This window comes from Aquimarina mycalae (assembly GCF_029906345.1).
GTDB lineage: Bacteria > Bacteroidota > Bacteroidia > Flavobacteriales > Flavobacteriaceae > Aquimarina.
In genome coordinates, this window is record NZ_JARYGY010000006.1 from 66,155 (window position 1) to 83,575 (window position 17,421).

At 33.1% G+C, this 17,421-nt stretch carries 10 protein-coding genes; 1 reads left to right on the forward strand and 9 read right to left on the reverse strand.

Annotated elements, in window-relative coordinates; genetic code table 11:
- Nucleotides 1-3: 3 nt before the first annotated feature.
- The 8 genes from QBK95_RS14870 to QBK95_RS14905 form a co-directional block, all read right to left on the reverse strand.
- Nucleotides 4-1,209, reverse strand: coding sequence for a lanthionine synthetase C family protein (locus QBK95_RS14870; protein WP_280935168.1), 1,206 nt, complete (start codon nucleotides 1,207-1,209; stop codon nucleotides 4-6).
- A 72-nt stretch (nucleotides 1,210-1,281) separates the two neighbouring features.
- On the reverse strand, nucleotides 1,282-1,521 hold the full coding sequence (locus QBK95_RS14875) for a hypothetical protein (RefSeq protein WP_280935171.1): 240 nt from the start codon (nucleotides 1,519-1,521) through the stop codon (nucleotides 1,282-1,284).
- A 281-nt stretch (nucleotides 1,522-1,802) separates the two neighbouring features.
- Complete coding sequence (locus QBK95_RS14880; RefSeq protein ID WP_280935173.1) at nucleotides 1,803-1,988, reverse strand: hypothetical protein; 186 nt, start codon at nucleotides 1,986-1,988, stop codon at nucleotides 1,803-1,805.
- A 32-nt stretch (nucleotides 1,989-2,020) separates the two neighbouring features.
- A complete protein-coding gene (locus QBK95_RS14885; protein ID WP_280935174.1) occupies nucleotides 2,021-2,188 on the reverse strand; it encodes a hypothetical protein in 168 nt (55 codons plus the stop codon).
- Nucleotides 2,189-2,462: 274 nt separating this feature from the next.
- Nucleotides 2,463-2,996, reverse strand: a complete 534-nt coding sequence (locus QBK95_RS14890; RefSeq protein WP_280935176.1) for a hypothetical protein — start codon at nucleotides 2,994-2,996, stop codon at nucleotides 2,463-2,465.
- 3 nt (nucleotides 2,997-2,999) lie between these two features.
- Complete coding sequence (locus tag QBK95_RS14895; RefSeq protein ID WP_280935178.1) at nucleotides 3,000-9,848, reverse strand: DUF6443 domain-containing protein; 6,849 nt, start codon at nucleotides 9,846-9,848, stop codon at nucleotides 3,000-3,002.
- A 7-nt stretch (nucleotides 9,849-9,855) separates the two neighbouring features.
- A complete protein-coding gene (locus QBK95_RS14900; protein ID WP_280935181.1) occupies nucleotides 9,856-13,431 on the reverse strand; it encodes a hypothetical protein in 3,576 nt (1,191 codons plus the stop codon).
- A 496-nt stretch (nucleotides 13,432-13,927) separates the two neighbouring features.
- Nucleotides 13,928-14,668 carry a LytR/AlgR family response regulator transcription factor gene (locus tag QBK95_RS14905; RefSeq protein ID WP_280935183.1) on the reverse strand — a complete coding sequence of 247 codons (741 nt, stop codon included), beginning with the start codon at nucleotides 14,666-14,668 and terminating at the stop codon, nucleotides 13,928-13,930.
- 94 nt (nucleotides 14,669-14,762) lie between these two features.
- On the opposite strand from QBK95_RS14905, the gene QBK95_RS14910 reads away from it, so the two are divergent.
- Nucleotides 14,763-16,649 (forward strand): tetratricopeptide repeat-containing sensor histidine kinase, encoded by a 1,887-nt coding sequence (locus QBK95_RS14910; protein WP_280935185.1) that lies wholly within the window; start codon nucleotides 14,763-14,765, stop codon nucleotides 16,647-16,649.
- 76 nt (nucleotides 16,650-16,725) lie between these two features.
- Here QBK95_RS14910 and QBK95_RS14915 read toward each other — a convergent pair whose 3' ends face one another.
- On the reverse strand, nucleotides 16,726-17,292 hold the full coding sequence (locus tag QBK95_RS14915; RefSeq protein WP_280935187.1) for an RNA polymerase sigma factor: 567 nt from the start codon (nucleotides 17,290-17,292) through the stop codon (nucleotides 16,726-16,728).
- Nucleotides 17,293-17,421 lie beyond the last annotated feature (129 nt).

Here is a 17,421-nt window from a genome sequence, read left to right on the forward strand (position 1 = left end):
GGATTAACTGATCATTAAACATTCATCCCAGTTGGTTTCGAAATCAGCCAAATAATCAATGATAGACAAGCCTATTCCTGCTATTCCTTCTAATAGGCTAATTTCTTTTTTCCATGTGTCTTTTGCTTTCCACTGTTTAAAACCTGCATATCCATCGGAGTGGTAAGCTTTATGAATACCATCTTGCAACCAAAAATCGTAAGCATCTTTAAAAACATCCATGTGTGTTTCTTTATACATTCTGCTAAACATCTGTGCGTTTCCAAAAGATCCGTGACATAATCCAGCATCTTGTACCAATGTTTGCGCAGTGGTTGTTCTTTTTGCAGTGTGTTTTAGGATATCGATTGCGTTGTCTTTTATGGATGTATTTTGTAATGCTTTACCCGCAAACCAAAGCCTTATTCCTATTCCTAAATCGCCATAACACCATGCAACTCTGCTTTGGTATTCATAATGTCCGTTTTCATGTATCACACTAGGGAAAAGAGAAAAACCGTTGCTATCTGGATTTTGATATTTTAGTATGTAGGTTACTGCTCCCTCTAACAAAGGTCTTGCCTTTTCTTCGAATGCTGAATGTTGAGAAAGTTTAGTAAGAATACCTACAATGCTAGACATGCCGTGCGAAAGACTAAAATTGTATCCTTTTTCGGAGTTTTTAGAGCTTATGTTCGAAATCCATTTCAAAGTTTTTCCATCAGTTTCTGATCCTTTTTTTAGAAGTTCTATAGATTCTAAAATGTATGTTTTGTAGTTTTTTTTTGCTGGTGCTGATGTTGTATTTTCAAATCTATTAAGGAAGTAGAATAGATATCCAATACCTCCGTGTAAAAAATCATAATCTCCTCTTTGTAAATCTTTTTTCATAAGATCAAAAAGATATTCATCCAAGTCACAGAACAAATCATCAAGATTTACTTCTATAAACTCTTCTTTTTCTAAATGATCCATAACCCATCCTAAACCTGCTATTCCTGAACAGTATGTCCCATAATCATATCCTTGATTAATCGATGCGATACTTTGTTCTAGAAGCATACTGCCTAGGTCATGATCATTGTTATTAAGAAATTTGTTGTAATAAAATTTAAACAAGGCGATACCAGATAATCCAGATAAAACGCCAATATTATTTTCTTCATATTTGCTTTGATCAATAATCTGATTAATCTCTTCTAATTTTTGATAAAAAGTATCTCTGTTCATAGAATTTTATAGTTTATACTTTGTAAAGATGAAAGAATAGTGGAAACCACTATTCTTTCATTTTAATCAGAATTACTCACAAGCAAGATCTATAGAATGACATAAATGATCTTTCGAAATTTCACATTCTCCTGTTTGAACTATACATTCTCTAGAGAAGCAAGGTGTTGCAGCAGAGTTAGTAGCACAATGCCTTGTTCCAGGAAGTTGACAAGTTGCTGTTCCCGCGGTTCCTCCTTTAATAGCAGCACTATTAAGTCTAGAGACGATGTTTTTGTTTAGAGATAACCCTTCTAACTTTTTTTTCTTCATGATTTTAATTTTAAAAATATTTGTATCCTGAACATTTAGAGACACTCAGAGTATATGTCTTGCTATGATGTTCAAGAAAAAAGAGAATGTTACTACGGGATATTCTTTTTTTTTGAAATTAATGTTCTTATCAACTATAAAGAAGATGTTATTAGATTGTTTTTATAAAAAAACCAGCTACATCTCTGTAACTGGTTTTACTTTTATTTCTCACTCGTATTGCAACTAGTCATAGACTAATGAGAGGAGATAGGTTGTTCTGTTGAACAAGTTGTTTGTAATTAATTTTCTTGATCCTGCGGACCACATATTGGCAATCCTTGCGTATTACAATAAAAAGGAGCGCCAGCAAAACAACCTCCAGGAAAAAATGTAGGGCATTCTGGCAATGTACCTCCGTTAATTGATTGTTGCTCTTTTTTGTTCAATTTTTGTGTGCCATTAAATTTTAAAATGTTGTGTAACATATTTTTAGTTTTAAGATTATTATGGAATATATTTAGAAACATCCTCTTACCTGTGCATAGCATGCAGGGTGACAATTAGATGGTCTACACTCGGCTTCCCAATCTTCTCCAACGTTAGGACCGAATCCTCCTTGGATGTTTTGTCTTTGATCAATACTTAGTTTTTGTACTCCTTCTAAATTTAAAATTTGTTGTAACATAATATTTATTTTGTTTAAGATTTTTTCTGAACATTTATAGACATTCAGAACCTATGTCTACTAGTACGTTCCATACTTAGAAGAAATGTTACTATGAGTTTTTATTTTTTTAATCAACTTTTAAAAAGGGGTTTCAAAAAACAGGTGCAAACTATTTTATAAAAGAACCAGCTACAAATCAATGTAACTGGTCTTTACTTTTATAAATCTACCTTTGGTCATCACGCTAAGTCAGGAGATTTTGCGGAGCTGGGGAATGAGCCATCGCGCTGGATTATTTGTTAAAATTTAAAAGTTTTGATGCTAAATAACTATAAAGTTCTTCGTCAATAGGATTTGGTCTTACGATTATTGATAAAATCGACTCGCCATATTTATCGCCTAATGTATCTACCATAACAAAATAAGTTTTGCTTCCTTTAGCTATTTCATAACCATCTTTGTAAAAATCAGATTCAAAACTTATAAACTCTTTATAATAATTTTCTTTATTAAATCCTTTTTGCAAAATATGATTTGGTTTTTCGATTTTTTCAACTGACAATATATTTACTATTTTATTATCAGTTAATTCAACTATTTTTTCTAAATAATTAGACTCTGTATTTTCAACAATTATATAAGATGAATCTGAAATAGAAAACAATATGTACGGGTTCTTATTGTTTTCTTTCTCACTTAAAACTTCATTAGTAACTAAAGAACTTCTAATTTGACTTTTCGCTAAAAAGTCATCTGAATTTTGTCCATTACAGGTGGTAAAAAGAAAAAATGTTAATATTACAATACTTAATTTAAATTGACTCATATTTTAATTCTTTAATAAAGGTAAGGCTCTTGAATTTTCAACTTTCCCACCTCCATGAAAAGCTTTACCATCTTTACCAGAACCATCTCTTTGATCTTCTGGCTTTCCTAAAACTCTCAGAACTAAATTCTCTGTTCTAATTGCATTTGCATTATTTATTTTTGAAGAAAGACCTTTTGCACTAGAAATTCCATGACCAATGAGTTCATGAATTCCTGTAACATCTTTTCCATTAGGATGATATGCATTCTCAGAAATAAATGAATGAGAGCCTTTGTTAGTAGGAACATTAAATCCACCCTTTCCTAGTTCTAATATAGTAGAATGTTCTAATTTTTGATTTTCATTAAGTTTCAAGTTTATACCTGTAGTACTAAGGTGTTTTACAACAGCACTACTACCTTCTCTTGAAATATCACCATCTAATTCAATAAATTCAACTTTATGTTCATCATCTGAATTAATGGCTCCTGCAACGACTTGTGCTAAAGCTAAGTCATCGCCTTCTAATTCTGATAAAGCTTCTTTTAATGCTCCTTCATCTATTTTATCAAAAGTCTTTTTATTATTCCTTTTTCCTCTTGTAAATAAACTCCTTAAACTATTAAACTGATCTCCTTTAAAAATCCTATTTAAAGAAAAATGAAACTTACTCGCATCATTTTTAGTTACACCAACTACTTCTCTTCCGTCAGGATCTATAAAACTCAAAGGGTTATTTAATACATAAACATATGGCGTATCGGTATGATATACTTCGGCAAGTGGGTCAAGATTCATCCATCTACCTAATGAAGCATCATAATTCCTTGCTCCATAATCTATCCAATTAAGGCCTAATTCAGCTTGTTCTTCCTTACCATTATACCCATACGGATGCTCTGATAACACTGTGTCATTATACCCTTTATGTTGTAGTCCAAAAGGATAATAGTTCTTTTCTTCTCTAATTTCAGTAGCATTTACACTACCATCATTATTAGTGTCTAAGTAAGAGAGTCTGATATTCCCTAAATGATCCTTATATTGATATATATAATCAAATCCACCAGATGTATTAGGTTCTATATATCCTTCTGGATGGTTCATAAATTCTAACGTACCATTCTTATAGATATAATTACCAGCATACTCCGTTGTTGTCACAGAACTTCCTTCTGTCGCAATCTTTTTTAGTTTCACTCCAGTGGCGTCATAAATATAACTAATATTTCCTGTTCCCGTATTATTAGCAATGGCAACTGTATTTGGTAAATTAAGATGATTATACGTGATACTAGAAATCCCTTTGTTTCTATCAATGATCATATTTCCATTGATATCATACTCAAAATCATTATTGGTGTTGGTACCGTCTTTAAAACCATATGATCCTCCATTATCGGATACTTTAGCAAGTTTATTGCCAGTATCGTATTCATACGTCAATACATCCATATATCCAAAAGAGGTAGCTTGTAGGTTTGCTTGCCCTCTACGTGCCAGAGTTGTTATATTTCCGTTTTTATCATATACCACATTCATCAAACCATAATCATTATTTGTAGTATTGTCCAATCCTTTAGTGATCCTGTTTAACGCATCATACTGATATCCATAAGCTCTTTTGGTGTTGTCATTAGCAGTTTTCCAAAGTGTTTCACTAATGTTACCGTTATACAAAACAGTAGCTCCGAGATTTTCACTGGTGGTATTATAGTTTATACCAAAGGCAAAGAGATCATTGCCGATGTTACCTACATCATTAATATCAGTCAACCATCCACGTACGTTATACTTATAATCTATGGTTTGTAATGGTGCTTGTGCTGTATTTCCAACTTTTTTACGTTCTAACTGACCAAGTTCATCATATACATTGTGAGCTATCAATTCTTCTTCTTGGTTGTTAATTTGTTGTTTTTGGGTCAATAATCTTCCCATATGATCATACGTAAAGGTGTCTTTGGTGATTAAAGATGTACTTCCATTTTTAACGTGGCTAGTAAGAACCTCTAATGGTTTACCTGCAAAGTCCAGTTTAGTCTGTGTTCTATCTATTGTACTAAGGTAATGATTTCTGCTTCCAGTCCAAATAGCCTGCGCTTTATCGTTATATGCAGTAACCGTTGTTATCCAGTTATTAGTATCTAGTACTCGAACTTTAGATCCTGTAGGTAACCCTTTAACATCATTGCTGGTAATTACACCATACACACTAGTTGGCTTATCCATCCCAAAAAGATCAAAATTATAATCATCATAATAATTAATAGTGTAAATTTTTGTGATTCCTACGGGAACAGATGTATTGGTATAATATATTTGAGTTCCTGCAATTGTAATTGGAGTGGCACTCCTTTCTATAAACTGAGTGAAATTATCAGAATTAACTGCTTGTTGTAATTCAATCCTGCTACCGTTATGTTGTCGCATTCCTGTATATGCAACTCTTCCAAAAGCATCATACTTCGTAAACAACCATTCTTTTGTGGATTTAGCTCTTTGATTTGCATCTTGCGTCATCACTGGTTGATCTAGTTTATTGTAAACAATATACTCCCAACCTTTACCAGGAATTTTCTTTTCTACCAATCGGTTTCTGCTATCGTATTTGTATTGATAACATAACTCAGTAAGCTCACCTTCAGAGATACCATCACTAGTATCTACTTTGGGAGGTAACACATAAGTGAGATTCCCAAAGTCGTCGTATACATAATACGTATTGTGTTCCTCATTATTGTTAAAAGTACGTTTCAGAATTACTTGACCAAGCTTGTTTTTATATTCCTGGGTTGTGTGGTCATTCGCATGCGTTTGACCAGGTTGCCAGTTTTCGTCTTTGGTGAAAGTAATATGAAGTTCATCAGCATTATAATACTCTTGCTGTATTAATTGTGGTGCTTCTGTATTTTCATTAATAAACGCTACCTTAAAATATGGAATATTATCGTTTAACGTATTGGTACTCCAGTTAAATTTAATAGTGTGATCGCTATCGTTATTGTGATCCGCTTTCCAATCTTTTCCAGGTGCTCCTTGTTCTAACACGCGGTTTATGGGTGAGGCTTCAAAAATACTTTCAGAATGAGCATTTATTTCGGCAACATTTGTGATCCCAGAAAAATCATCAGCGTATTTATTTTGATAATAGCTGTTAATATCTGTATGAATATCCACAGCATTATAACTGCCAGGTAATCCGTTTGACACAAAAGGAAGATGATTTTTAGCTTGCCTTCCGTATTGATCGTATGTTATATGCGTAATGATATCTTTAGGACTGTCCTCCAAATTGTTAACCATATCAGAAATAGAAGTTTCATCCCCATCTATTTTTTGTAATACTGGATTCCAAAAGAATTGATTGGTACCTGGATCTGTACTGTAATACAGGTAATTTCTAAATCTGGAAGTAGTCGTGTTATTTCTCCATTTAAATTCGTTACCATTTAATACTTTGTTTCCATTAATATCATAGATTCCACTGATATTAGAGTTTTCTCCACTGTATTGATATGGATGAATTACTCCTACCATTAGATACCAGGTATCTAATTGAGGTAGGTCTCCATAAAAGAAATATGGGTTGCTATTTTCAGTATTATTCAGGTTATTTACATTTTGAGTTCCATGATAGGTAGTTCCATTCTGTGAACCAGTTCGTTTTACCCAAACTGTATAGCGATACCCAACATTTTTATCTACGTTTATATAATCAGTATTCCAACCGCCATCAGCATCTCTGTTGATATCATTACCACATTTCCAGAGTAAAGAGAGTTTTCCGTTGGGATCTACCCCAGTTTCTCTGTTGTTTTCCGAAGCACTACCATTTTGATTAAAAAAACCTGTGCTTCCATTTCCTGGAGACCAGTCGATAGACAGTTCATTAGTGTAGTTATTATCGGGTAAGGTTGGACTCGCTTTGATAGACACCTGTTGTTTTGGTCTTCCTAATCCGTCAAAATAACTGATACTTTCGATCACATCTTTGTTATATTGTATAGAATTAGGAGATATCATGCCTTTCTGATATACTCTAGTAAATACATAATTCTCATTACTTAATGTAATATCATTATATAATCCTTCACTACATCCATTTGCTGTTCCTGTTATAGATGGACAATTATCACCAGCGTTAGCAACATATCCAGATGGTTGTATACATTGTGTAATAATTGAGTTAGGATCTCCAAATCCATCTCCATCTGTATCTGCATACCATTTTTTATCTGGATGTACTGATGCATCGTTATCATTACAATCGGTTAAGGATAAAACGGTTTGTGTATAGCCTGTACCTGGATTATTACATTGGGTGACCGTGGTGGTTGCAAAACCATCATTGTCCATATCCTTATACCAAGTAGGAGTTGGTTGTATACTATAATTTATAACTCTTGTTGAACTCCAACATCCTGAAGTGTTATTTCTGGCCCTTAAATAGTATGTACTCCCACTAGTTCTAGTGATAGAGGCATTGCTACTAGCTGTGCTCGTTCCTCCCGAAGTATTTTGCCAATACCAAGTAACTCCGCTTGGCGGATTACTTTTGGTGAGTACACTGTTACCACAGTTGTTAGAAACTATCGGAGCAGTAGGAGTAGCGGGTACGGATTTGATACTATAGCTAACTGTTCTGGCAGTACTCCAACATCCTGTGGAGTTATTTCTTGCTCTTACATAATATGTACTGCCACTGGTTCTGGTGATTGAAGCATTACTATTAGATGTGCTAGTGCCTGTTGAACCACTTTGCCAATACCAAGTGATTCCACTAGGAGGGTTGCTTCTAGTAAGTACACTGTTACCACAATTATTGACTACTGTAGGTGCATTAGGTGTAGGAGGTACGGATTTAATACTATAGTTCACTGTTCTGGCAGTACTCCAACATCCAGTGGTGTTATTTCTAGCTCTTAGGTAATATGTACTTCCACTAGTTCTGGTGATAGAAGTACTACTATTAGCGGTACTTGTCCCTCCTGAACTACTTTGCCAATACCAAGTAATACCACTAATTGGGTTACTTCTAGTAAGTACACTATTACCACAATTATTGACTACTGTAGGTGCAGCAGGAGTAGCTGGTATTGATTTGATACTATAACTCACTGTTCTGGCAGTACTCCAACATAAAGAGGAGTTATTTCTTGCTCTTAAGTAATAAGTACTTCCACTAGTTCTGGTAATAGAAGTATTACTATTAGCAGTACTGGTGCCTGTTGAGCTACTTTGCCAATACCAAGTAATGCCGCTAGGTGAATTACTTTTGGTGAGTACACTGTTTCCACAATTATTGGATACTGTAGGTGCTGATGGAGTAGCAGGTACAGATTTAATATTATAACTCACTGTTCTGGCTGTACTCCAACATCCTGTGAAGTTATTTCTTGCTCTTAGGTAATAGGTACTTCCACTAGTTCTGGTGATAGAAGTACTACTGTTTGTTGTGCTGGTGCCTACCGAACTACTTTGCCAATACCAAGTAATTTCACTAGGTGGATTACTTCGAGTAAGTACACTGTTTCCGCAATTATTGGATACTGTAGGTGCTGATGGTGTAGCAGGCACAGATTTAATACTATAATTAACCGTTCTTACTGAGCTCCAGCATCCTGTGGAGTTGTTTCTAGCTCTTAAGTAATACGTACTTCCACTAGTTCTGGTGATAGAAGTACTACTGTTAGTTGTACTGGTGCCTGTTGAGCTACTTTGCCAATACCAAGTAATGCCACTAGGTGGATTACTTCTGGTAAGTACGCTGTTTCCACAATAATTAGATACTGTAGGCGCAGAAGGTGCAGTAGGTACAGATTTGATACTATAATTTACCGTTCTAACGGCACTCCAACATCCTGTGGAGTTATTTCTAGCTCTTAAGTAATAGGTACTTCCACTAGTTCTGGTGATAGAAGTACTACTATTAGCCGTACTTGTGCCTCCTGAACTACTTTGCCAATACCAAGTGATTCCACTAGGTGGATTATTTCTTGTAAGTATACTCTTGCCACATTGGTTGCTAACAGTTGCTGTTGGTACTGAAGGTAAGGTATTTACATTATAGGTAATCTGCTTAGCAGTTCCCCAGCAATTACTGCTGTTATTTCGACCTCTAAGATAAATTGTTCCATTACTGGTCTTTGTAATAGCTTGACTAGAATTAGAAGTACTAGTCCCTGTGGCACTGCTTTGCCAGAACCAAGTTTCTATAGAAAGATTATGAATTCCTTTTTCTATTATCGTATTCCCACAATTTTTTGTAATCGAAAAGGTAGGAGTAGAAGCACTTCTTTCATCTACCTGTCCATTACAGTTATTATCTATATTGTCTTTATTGCATGGTTCGACAGCTCCAGGATTTACGGTAACGTTATTATCGTTACAGTCACCAGCTCTGCTAATATATCCTGAAGGTTGACTACATGAACTTTTGGTATTACTACTTACTCCATATCCATCTCCATCTGCATCACGATACCAAGTTTTAGTTATATTTATAGAAGGGTTACTGTCATTACAATCATTTGCATTAGCAACATATCCTGAAGGTTGATAACAGTTTTTTGCGGTAGTACTGCTGGTTCCATATCCGTCACCATCTGCATCACGATACCAGGTTCGAAAACCTCCAACGCTACTATCATTATCGTTACAATCAAATGTTCCCTGAGCAATATATCCATTGGGTCTGTTTACTTCACATCGGTATTGCAATCCGTGATAACCATCTCCATCATTATCAATATACCATTTGGTTGCATTAGGTGCTACATCACTACAATCATCTCCCGAAATAGGAGTAAATTGACTCCATCCTAAAATAGGTAAGAACAAGTATATATATATTAAATATCTTTTCATCGGTTGTTTAGTTTTTGTAATTGTACTTGTTTTCTGATACCAGATTTCCTTCTTCATCCCTTACGAATTCTAATCGATTTAGATTGTCGTATTCGTAATACATAGTGTATCCTCTAGCATCTGTCATACTGGTGATTCCAATAAGTGGGTCATAGGTGTAATAACTCATCTGTGATGCCTGTAATGCAGCATGTGAACGAATGGCTTCTAACGCATCTCTTAATGCTTGCTCACTTGTTGATGATGCTCCATTCGGAAAACTAACATCATCATTGGATGCTGTAATTGCTGTAGTAATTAATCCTTGAATGCTAGCCGCTTGAGTTGTGTTGAAATTTGTGATTTTGGCAATAGGAAATTGTCCTTCATATCCCCAGATATAGTAGATATGGGTTCCATCTATTTGCGCTATGTCAATAGGATTACCTTGTGCATCATATTGATGAAATGCAAGACGTTCTTCAAGATTATTAGTTCCTTTGGCTATCCTTACTTTTTTAGGAAGCCATAATGTGTTTCCTAGTATATTGTTTCCCCAGGATGTATAATCAGTTCTTTTCTTAAAAAGAAGCGTTTCTGTAGTTCCTTCTTTTTTGTACGTCTCTGTTTCAATGGGGGATGCAATCTGATTCGTAGATTGTAATGCTAGAATACCATTCGATGCTTCATTACTTAGATTCTCAAAATCACTTATATTGTTGTATGGGTACTTATATACTGTTTTTATTTCGTTTCCGTTAGTACCTTGAGTTGTACTTTCTTTTAAAGAAAAATGGCTGTTATAAGTATTGGTAGTTGTGCTTATAAGAGTTTGTTGAATTCCATCTTTGTCATAATAGCTAGTATTTACCGATGATAGTGGTTTGTACTTTGTATTCAGTTCTCTGTAAGGCTTTACAATATACCTGTCGATCTGATAGTGCTCTTGCGATGGTATAGGAAACTCGTCGCAAGCTCCTTCTATTCTACAGTCGGCAATGATATTAAGCTTTTGAGCGATTTTTAAACTCCAAGGATGATTATTATTAAAGTCTTGATAATTTTGATCCAACAATCCTCTAAATAATTGATATTCGTTTACGTTTTTTTGAATCAAAGATGTGATACTGTCTTTGGTTTTGAATACAGACACCATCTTTACTCTACCTTTATCTAGATCTTGTGCCTGTGGATAATTAGGATGTTCAAAATCATAGTTCTGAGCAGGAGCTTCGAACTCTGTTAGCTTATATCCATTCGGGAAAGTTTTAATATAATTCTGTAACGTACTAGAATCTCCTATATCTGAATATACCAATGTACCATCTTCATTGGTGAAAGGTATTAGAGGAGGTCCATCCCAGTCGTCATTTGTTGTGTCTTCGATAGGTATTAAATCAAAACTATCAAACTCTTTTATATGTGTATAGTATACTGGAGCACTTTGATTAACTGTCAAAGAATTAAATCGATTTAAACGATAGGCTATAACATCGTATTCTGTTCGCCCACTTGGGTTTTCAGGTGTGGAAGCACTATAGTTTACAATATTAAAGGATACTTCTTTCTGAAATTTGTTTAAAAGTAATCCTGAAGATAACTTATCATCTGTATTGTAATCAAAGTATTGTGTTTTTGCTATCGAATCATTGGTTGTATAATGTTGTATTTTTTCTACTCGAATGCCACCAATATCAACATTAATGTGATTAGACGTATCTGAGTTGAAAACAGGTTCATGAAATTGTACTTTAATTTCACCATAGGCATCAGAAGATCGGTTGTAGTCATTGATTATCTTAAAAGTATATGTGCCAGGCCTGATGATAATCCTACCTCCTGAATTATGAGATTCACTGTAATATCCAGGATCACCATCATCCGGACCAAACTCTATACCCAGTGTTGGACACATTTCTGGAGCCTCGTTTAATATATTTCTAAAATAAGGTGCATTAATATAATAATCATCTGATATAGGATCAATATCGGCTTCCTCTTCTCCTGTTATTGGATCAATCTTAGGAGGACAATTATCTGCGCGCGAAATACTCATTGTTAAATGACTTCTTTGTCTTGTCCCTCTAAAGGATGATGAGATGGTGGCAACAGTAAGTTGGTCAAAAGTTTTAGTAAACTGTGATGTTTTGATTTCAGGAGCTGAAGCACTGTTATCTGATTGTAACTTTAATAGTATTTGTTTATTAAAAGAAACACTGGTTGCGATATTACCTTGTGCACCAGAAGAACCACTATTATATTCCTTTTTTATTTGATTTTGTTCATAATCTATTAAGGAATATCCACCTGTTGGGTAGTTTATTTTTTTCATTGCTCCGATTCGTGTAGCAGAAAGATTAGGAGATTTATCAACCGTATTCCCAGAAGAAGGTACGTTTATTGCTGCCGAATTAATGCTGGCATTATAAAAACGCCAGTCGTCCTGAGCTCTTGCACGGTCATCCATAGAGTCAATAAAATCCGGGATATTATATTGATCATAATACTCAAAACCATATACTAACTGACCATTTTTAGTAATTTCTGTTAGTACATCTCTTGCTCCTAAGTATGAAAGCTCATATGCGTTAAAATCTCCTGCTTTTGCCACAGAAATACCTGTATATATTTTTCTTTTTCCATCAATTTCTCCAATAGAAAAAGTAATCGTCGTATTATCTGAAGAAGTAATATATTTTAAAATCTTTCTATTAATAATAGATTGGTTTACACCATCTTGATACGTGCCAATGCCATAGGTAGGTCCAGTATTACCATCTGCAGAATCATCTTCCAATCCTGTAGGGAAATATTGATTTCCTCCAGAGGCATAAAAATCATAACTTAGGTATTGATCATCCTCATAGGTATATGTGATAGTTTTACCGTTAGGGTATCTGATTTCCGAAAGATTCCAGGTGATGGTATATTCAAAAGCTGTATTAGGAGTAGCATCAGAAGGCAAGTTATTTTCTGTATCAGCAAAAATGTATACGATTCCATTATCATCTGTAACGGTAATTTGTTGATTGGTATAGTGTACTTTATGATTATGTTGAGATAAGTATACAGGATTTCCATTTTCACCTTGTTTAAATGAAAAAGATATAGGTCCCGCTTGCACGTGATAGATATCTACTTCTTTATCCCATTCTCCTGTTAGATATTTTTTAAGTTCTGCTAATGAGAAATTGTTTCCATTTTCCATATAATCTTTGATACGAACACCTCGATTACGTGGTCCATAATAGCCTTCGGGATGTTCATCAGGTAGACCTCTAACTTCTCGTCTAACAGCTCCAACACCAGAAAGACTCCATCCTAATCCCAAAATGGATTGTTTCCCTTCTAATAAGAGTCCTCCATAACTATAATTCATAGTTATTGGCCAGGAGTAATTCCCCATTTTAAAGCTATGAATAGCTGCTGAAAAGCTCATGTTACCGCTTTGTAATGCTCTTTCTATAGAACCATAAGATCCTAAAGCTGCAGCTTCTGGAGAAGCTGGATAAAAATCAGGAATTGGTGCATCTGGATAATCCTGACTGTAAAATAATGATGGCCACAATAATGCAACCAATACTAATCCAATAATTTTTCTCATAAAAAAGTAATTAATAATTTATAACCCATTTCCTTTTTTCAATAGGATAACCATTGTATAATAGGGATATCAACATTTTTTCCTTAACTCAATAATTGGATGATGCTTGCTGGTTATTCTTTGTAGATTTAAAAACAAGATTTAATATTTTGTAATCTTTAGAATTCTTTTCTGTGTTGTTTTCTGTTATATAGCAGACGTTTTACAATTGGTTTTATCATAAAAACAAATGTCTTTTGATACATCGTAATTAATAATGCGTTTTTAAGATTTTAATTGATATGTACATTGCTATTTTGTAAACTGTTAAAAGGCTGTAGGCTGCCTTATACAGAAAATAAATTGGTTTTAGAATCTTTTTTGTTTTGTTAAATTCCTATACCAAATAGTATGGTATAATTAATTAACCTTGGCAAAATTAATATGCCTTCTTAGTGAATTCTATAATAAATTGATAAGTGTGGTAGATTACCGGATAAACGCAGAACTAATCTATTTAAGAGAAAAGATTTATAAGATCAGATAGTTTAGATTTATTTCTAACCGAGACTATTATTTTTTCTTTATTGGTAAGTATGATAGCTTCTTTTTTATAAATAGAAGCTATATGTTTAATATTGATTAAAGTGGATCGATTCGCTCTAAAGAACCCTTTACTTATTAATAAGCTTTCGTAATGCTTTAAGGATTTTGATGCTAAATATTTTGATTTATTTGTTGTTACGAAATAGGTGTAGTTTCCATCAGCTTCGCATTTGATGATGTTATCAATGTCTACTGCAATATGCTCATTTCCAGTATGGATTAGTAAACGAGACTCAGTAAGAAACCCTTTGAGTAAATCATACTTTTGTTTTGTGAAAACTCGATCTTTTAAATTGATATATCGTTGCACAATATTTTTTAATTTACTAACGTCAATAGGTTTTGATAAGAAGTTAAAAGCATAATATTCCATTGCTTTTTCAATATAGTTATTATGCGCAGTAGTAAAAATGATTTCAAACTCATAATTTTTGATCTCATCTAAAATCTGAAAAGAATTTCCATCAATGAGCTCAATATCCATAAATACCAATTCAGGATTTTGTTGTTTCAAAAGCTTGATTGAATCTTGTATATTATCCGAATTACCGACTATTTCTATTTCTTTGAAGTTCTCTACGAGTGTTTTAGAAAGAAATTCTAAAGACTCTTTTTCATCTTCAATAATAACAACAGAGATGCCTTTATTCATTATGACGTGGGTATTTTTAATGTTTTTTGTTAAGGATAGCTAAATTAATTAATTATACTTGTAACCACTTATTGAATTCTTTAAAATTACTTTTATGAAAAGATCGTTCATATCCATTTTAATAATTATACTGTTTACAACTACCATTAATGCCCAAAAAAAATATACACAAGAGGAGGTAGATAAGTTTATAATTAATCCTACAAAGAGAGAAAGAATTAATGAGTATCTGGATATGCTAAAAAGTGATAATAACCTAATGGGTTGGCCTTATTACTATAGTAAATTAAGTGTGTTACATCTGGGTGAGAATACATTGGATTCTTGTTATTACTATTCGAATAAGGCAATAGAATCTTATGAAACATCGACTATAAAACGTAAAGAAGATGAAGAACAGCTTGCCAGAGCATATTATAATGGGGGTAGAGCACTTAGAGTACACTATAAAAATTATAACAAGTCGTTAGACTACTTGATGAATGCTTTAAGAGTGATTAAAAAGTATCCTAAATTTTCAAAATACCTTAAAGGTTATATTCTTAAAGATATCTCTAGCAATCACTTAGAAATGGGAGATAATAACTTGGCTTTAAAATATTTGCTAAAAACATCAAGAGATACTAACTATTTAAAAAACCCATATAATTATGGCCCTTTATACAATAGTATTGGTAGTATGTACTTTGACTTTAAGAAAATAGATTCTGCGAAGTATTTTTATAAAAAGGCTTTATTAGATACTATTATCGGTATAAAAGTTACTTCTCATAATTATCTTGGAAATTTGTTCTATACTATAAAAAATAAAGACTCAGCTTTTTATCATTATAAAAAATCCAAAAGCATAGTAGATGTACATTCAGAGAAAGTTTCGAGTTATTCTAGATTTACATCACATGTAAATTATAGCTATATACTTTTAGATGAAGGAAAATATGATGCTAGTATATTACTACTTAATAAGGCTTTGGATAGTTTAAATGCAGTTGGTAAGCTAAACAAACTTGATAGAGATTTGAAAGTGAGAAACATGGATTATCTTATCAAAGCCTACGAGAAAAGTGGCAAATTTGAAGAAGCTCTTGCTGTTTCTAAAGAGAAAAGTGATTTTTTAGAAATTTTTCATAAAGAAGAACTGGATGAAAAATTACGAGATCTTAATGTAGCCTATGAAGTAAAGGAGAAAGATGAGTCTATTGAGCAATTAGAAACGGTAACAGAAGAACAACAAGTAATTATTAAACAACGAAATGTCATTACTATTGCCTTGGGAGTGTTGTTACTTTCGATATTGATAATCGGCTTATTGTTCCTTCGACAGAGGAAGCTTAAAAATAAATACGAAACAGCAAATTTAGAACAGCGTTTGTTGCGATCACAATTGAATCCACATTTTGTATTTAACGCTTTAAATACAGTAAATAGTCTGGCAAGTAAGAATTCAAAAAACACAACACCGTATATTGCTAAATTAAGTAGTCTCATCAGGTTGATTCTTAAAAACTCTAGAGAAGAATTTGTATCCTTAGAAGATGAATTAAAATCAATTGAAGATTATCTGGAATTACAGTCTAATTTTTCTCAAAAATTCAATTATAAAATAAATATTGAGCATACTATAGATCAAGAAGAGACTTATATCCCACCAATGTTTATCCAACCATTTATTGAAAATTCAATCGAACATGGATTAAGAGGTATTACCGATGGTTTAGTAGAAGTAAATATGACTATTAATGATAAAAGCAAATTAATAGTTTGTAAGATTATTGATAATGGAATTGGAATTTCTAAAGCTTCAAAATTTGTAAATACCAATGAAAACAAATATGAATCTTTCTCTGGGAAAATAATTCAGGAAAGATTAAAAATTTACTCTCAATCATTGAATAAGAAAGCAAAATATATCACCAAAGAACTTGCAGGAGGAAAAGGAACAGAAGTTAATGTCTTACTTCCTTATGTAATAGAATCGTAGTTCTGTGATTTTGGATTGTAGTGATTGATTGCCAAATTATTGTATATGTTTTGCGTATTACTTTATTGATATGGGTTTAAAGGCTAAACCTTAATTCTTGATACTTTGGGTCCTTTTCTATTTTTTTTAATAAATATTTTTTGCACAGAGATTTCTTTTTTCTTGCGTATCCTATAGAGTAGTTCATTTTAGAAGCAATTTCTGCAGTGTTGTTTCCTTCAAATACTAAATCAAGTAACCTTTTGTTGTTAATACTTAGTTTTGTAAAATGTTTATGATATAGGTTTTCTCGTTCTTCTGTTTCAATTGTATTTATGATCGTATCTACTGTTTCTGGAAATATATTAGAAATGTTATTGTCAAAAATGAGTAGATGTTTTTTTCGCAACTTACTTCTCCATAAGTTTTTACATACGCCATAAAAATAAGCATGAATCGAGCAGCTCATTTCTAAGGATCCCGATTTAAATTTTGCATATACAATCAATAAGGCATCCTGAAAAATATCTTCAGTATCTTCTTTGGTACCAGAATTATTAATGATATAATTCTGAATATGTTTAAAATTTCTTTTATAAAACTCTTTCAGTATCACTTTATCTCCAGCTATGATTCCTTCCGAAATTCTAGTATTATTTGCCATAATCAGTTTACATAAGCGTGTAAACTTACATACCTTATTGAAATATTACAGATGCAAAAGTATGAGCGTTTGTAAATAAATGATAAGTGTAGCAGATATTGATTTAAGAGAAATCTGATTCTATAGGAA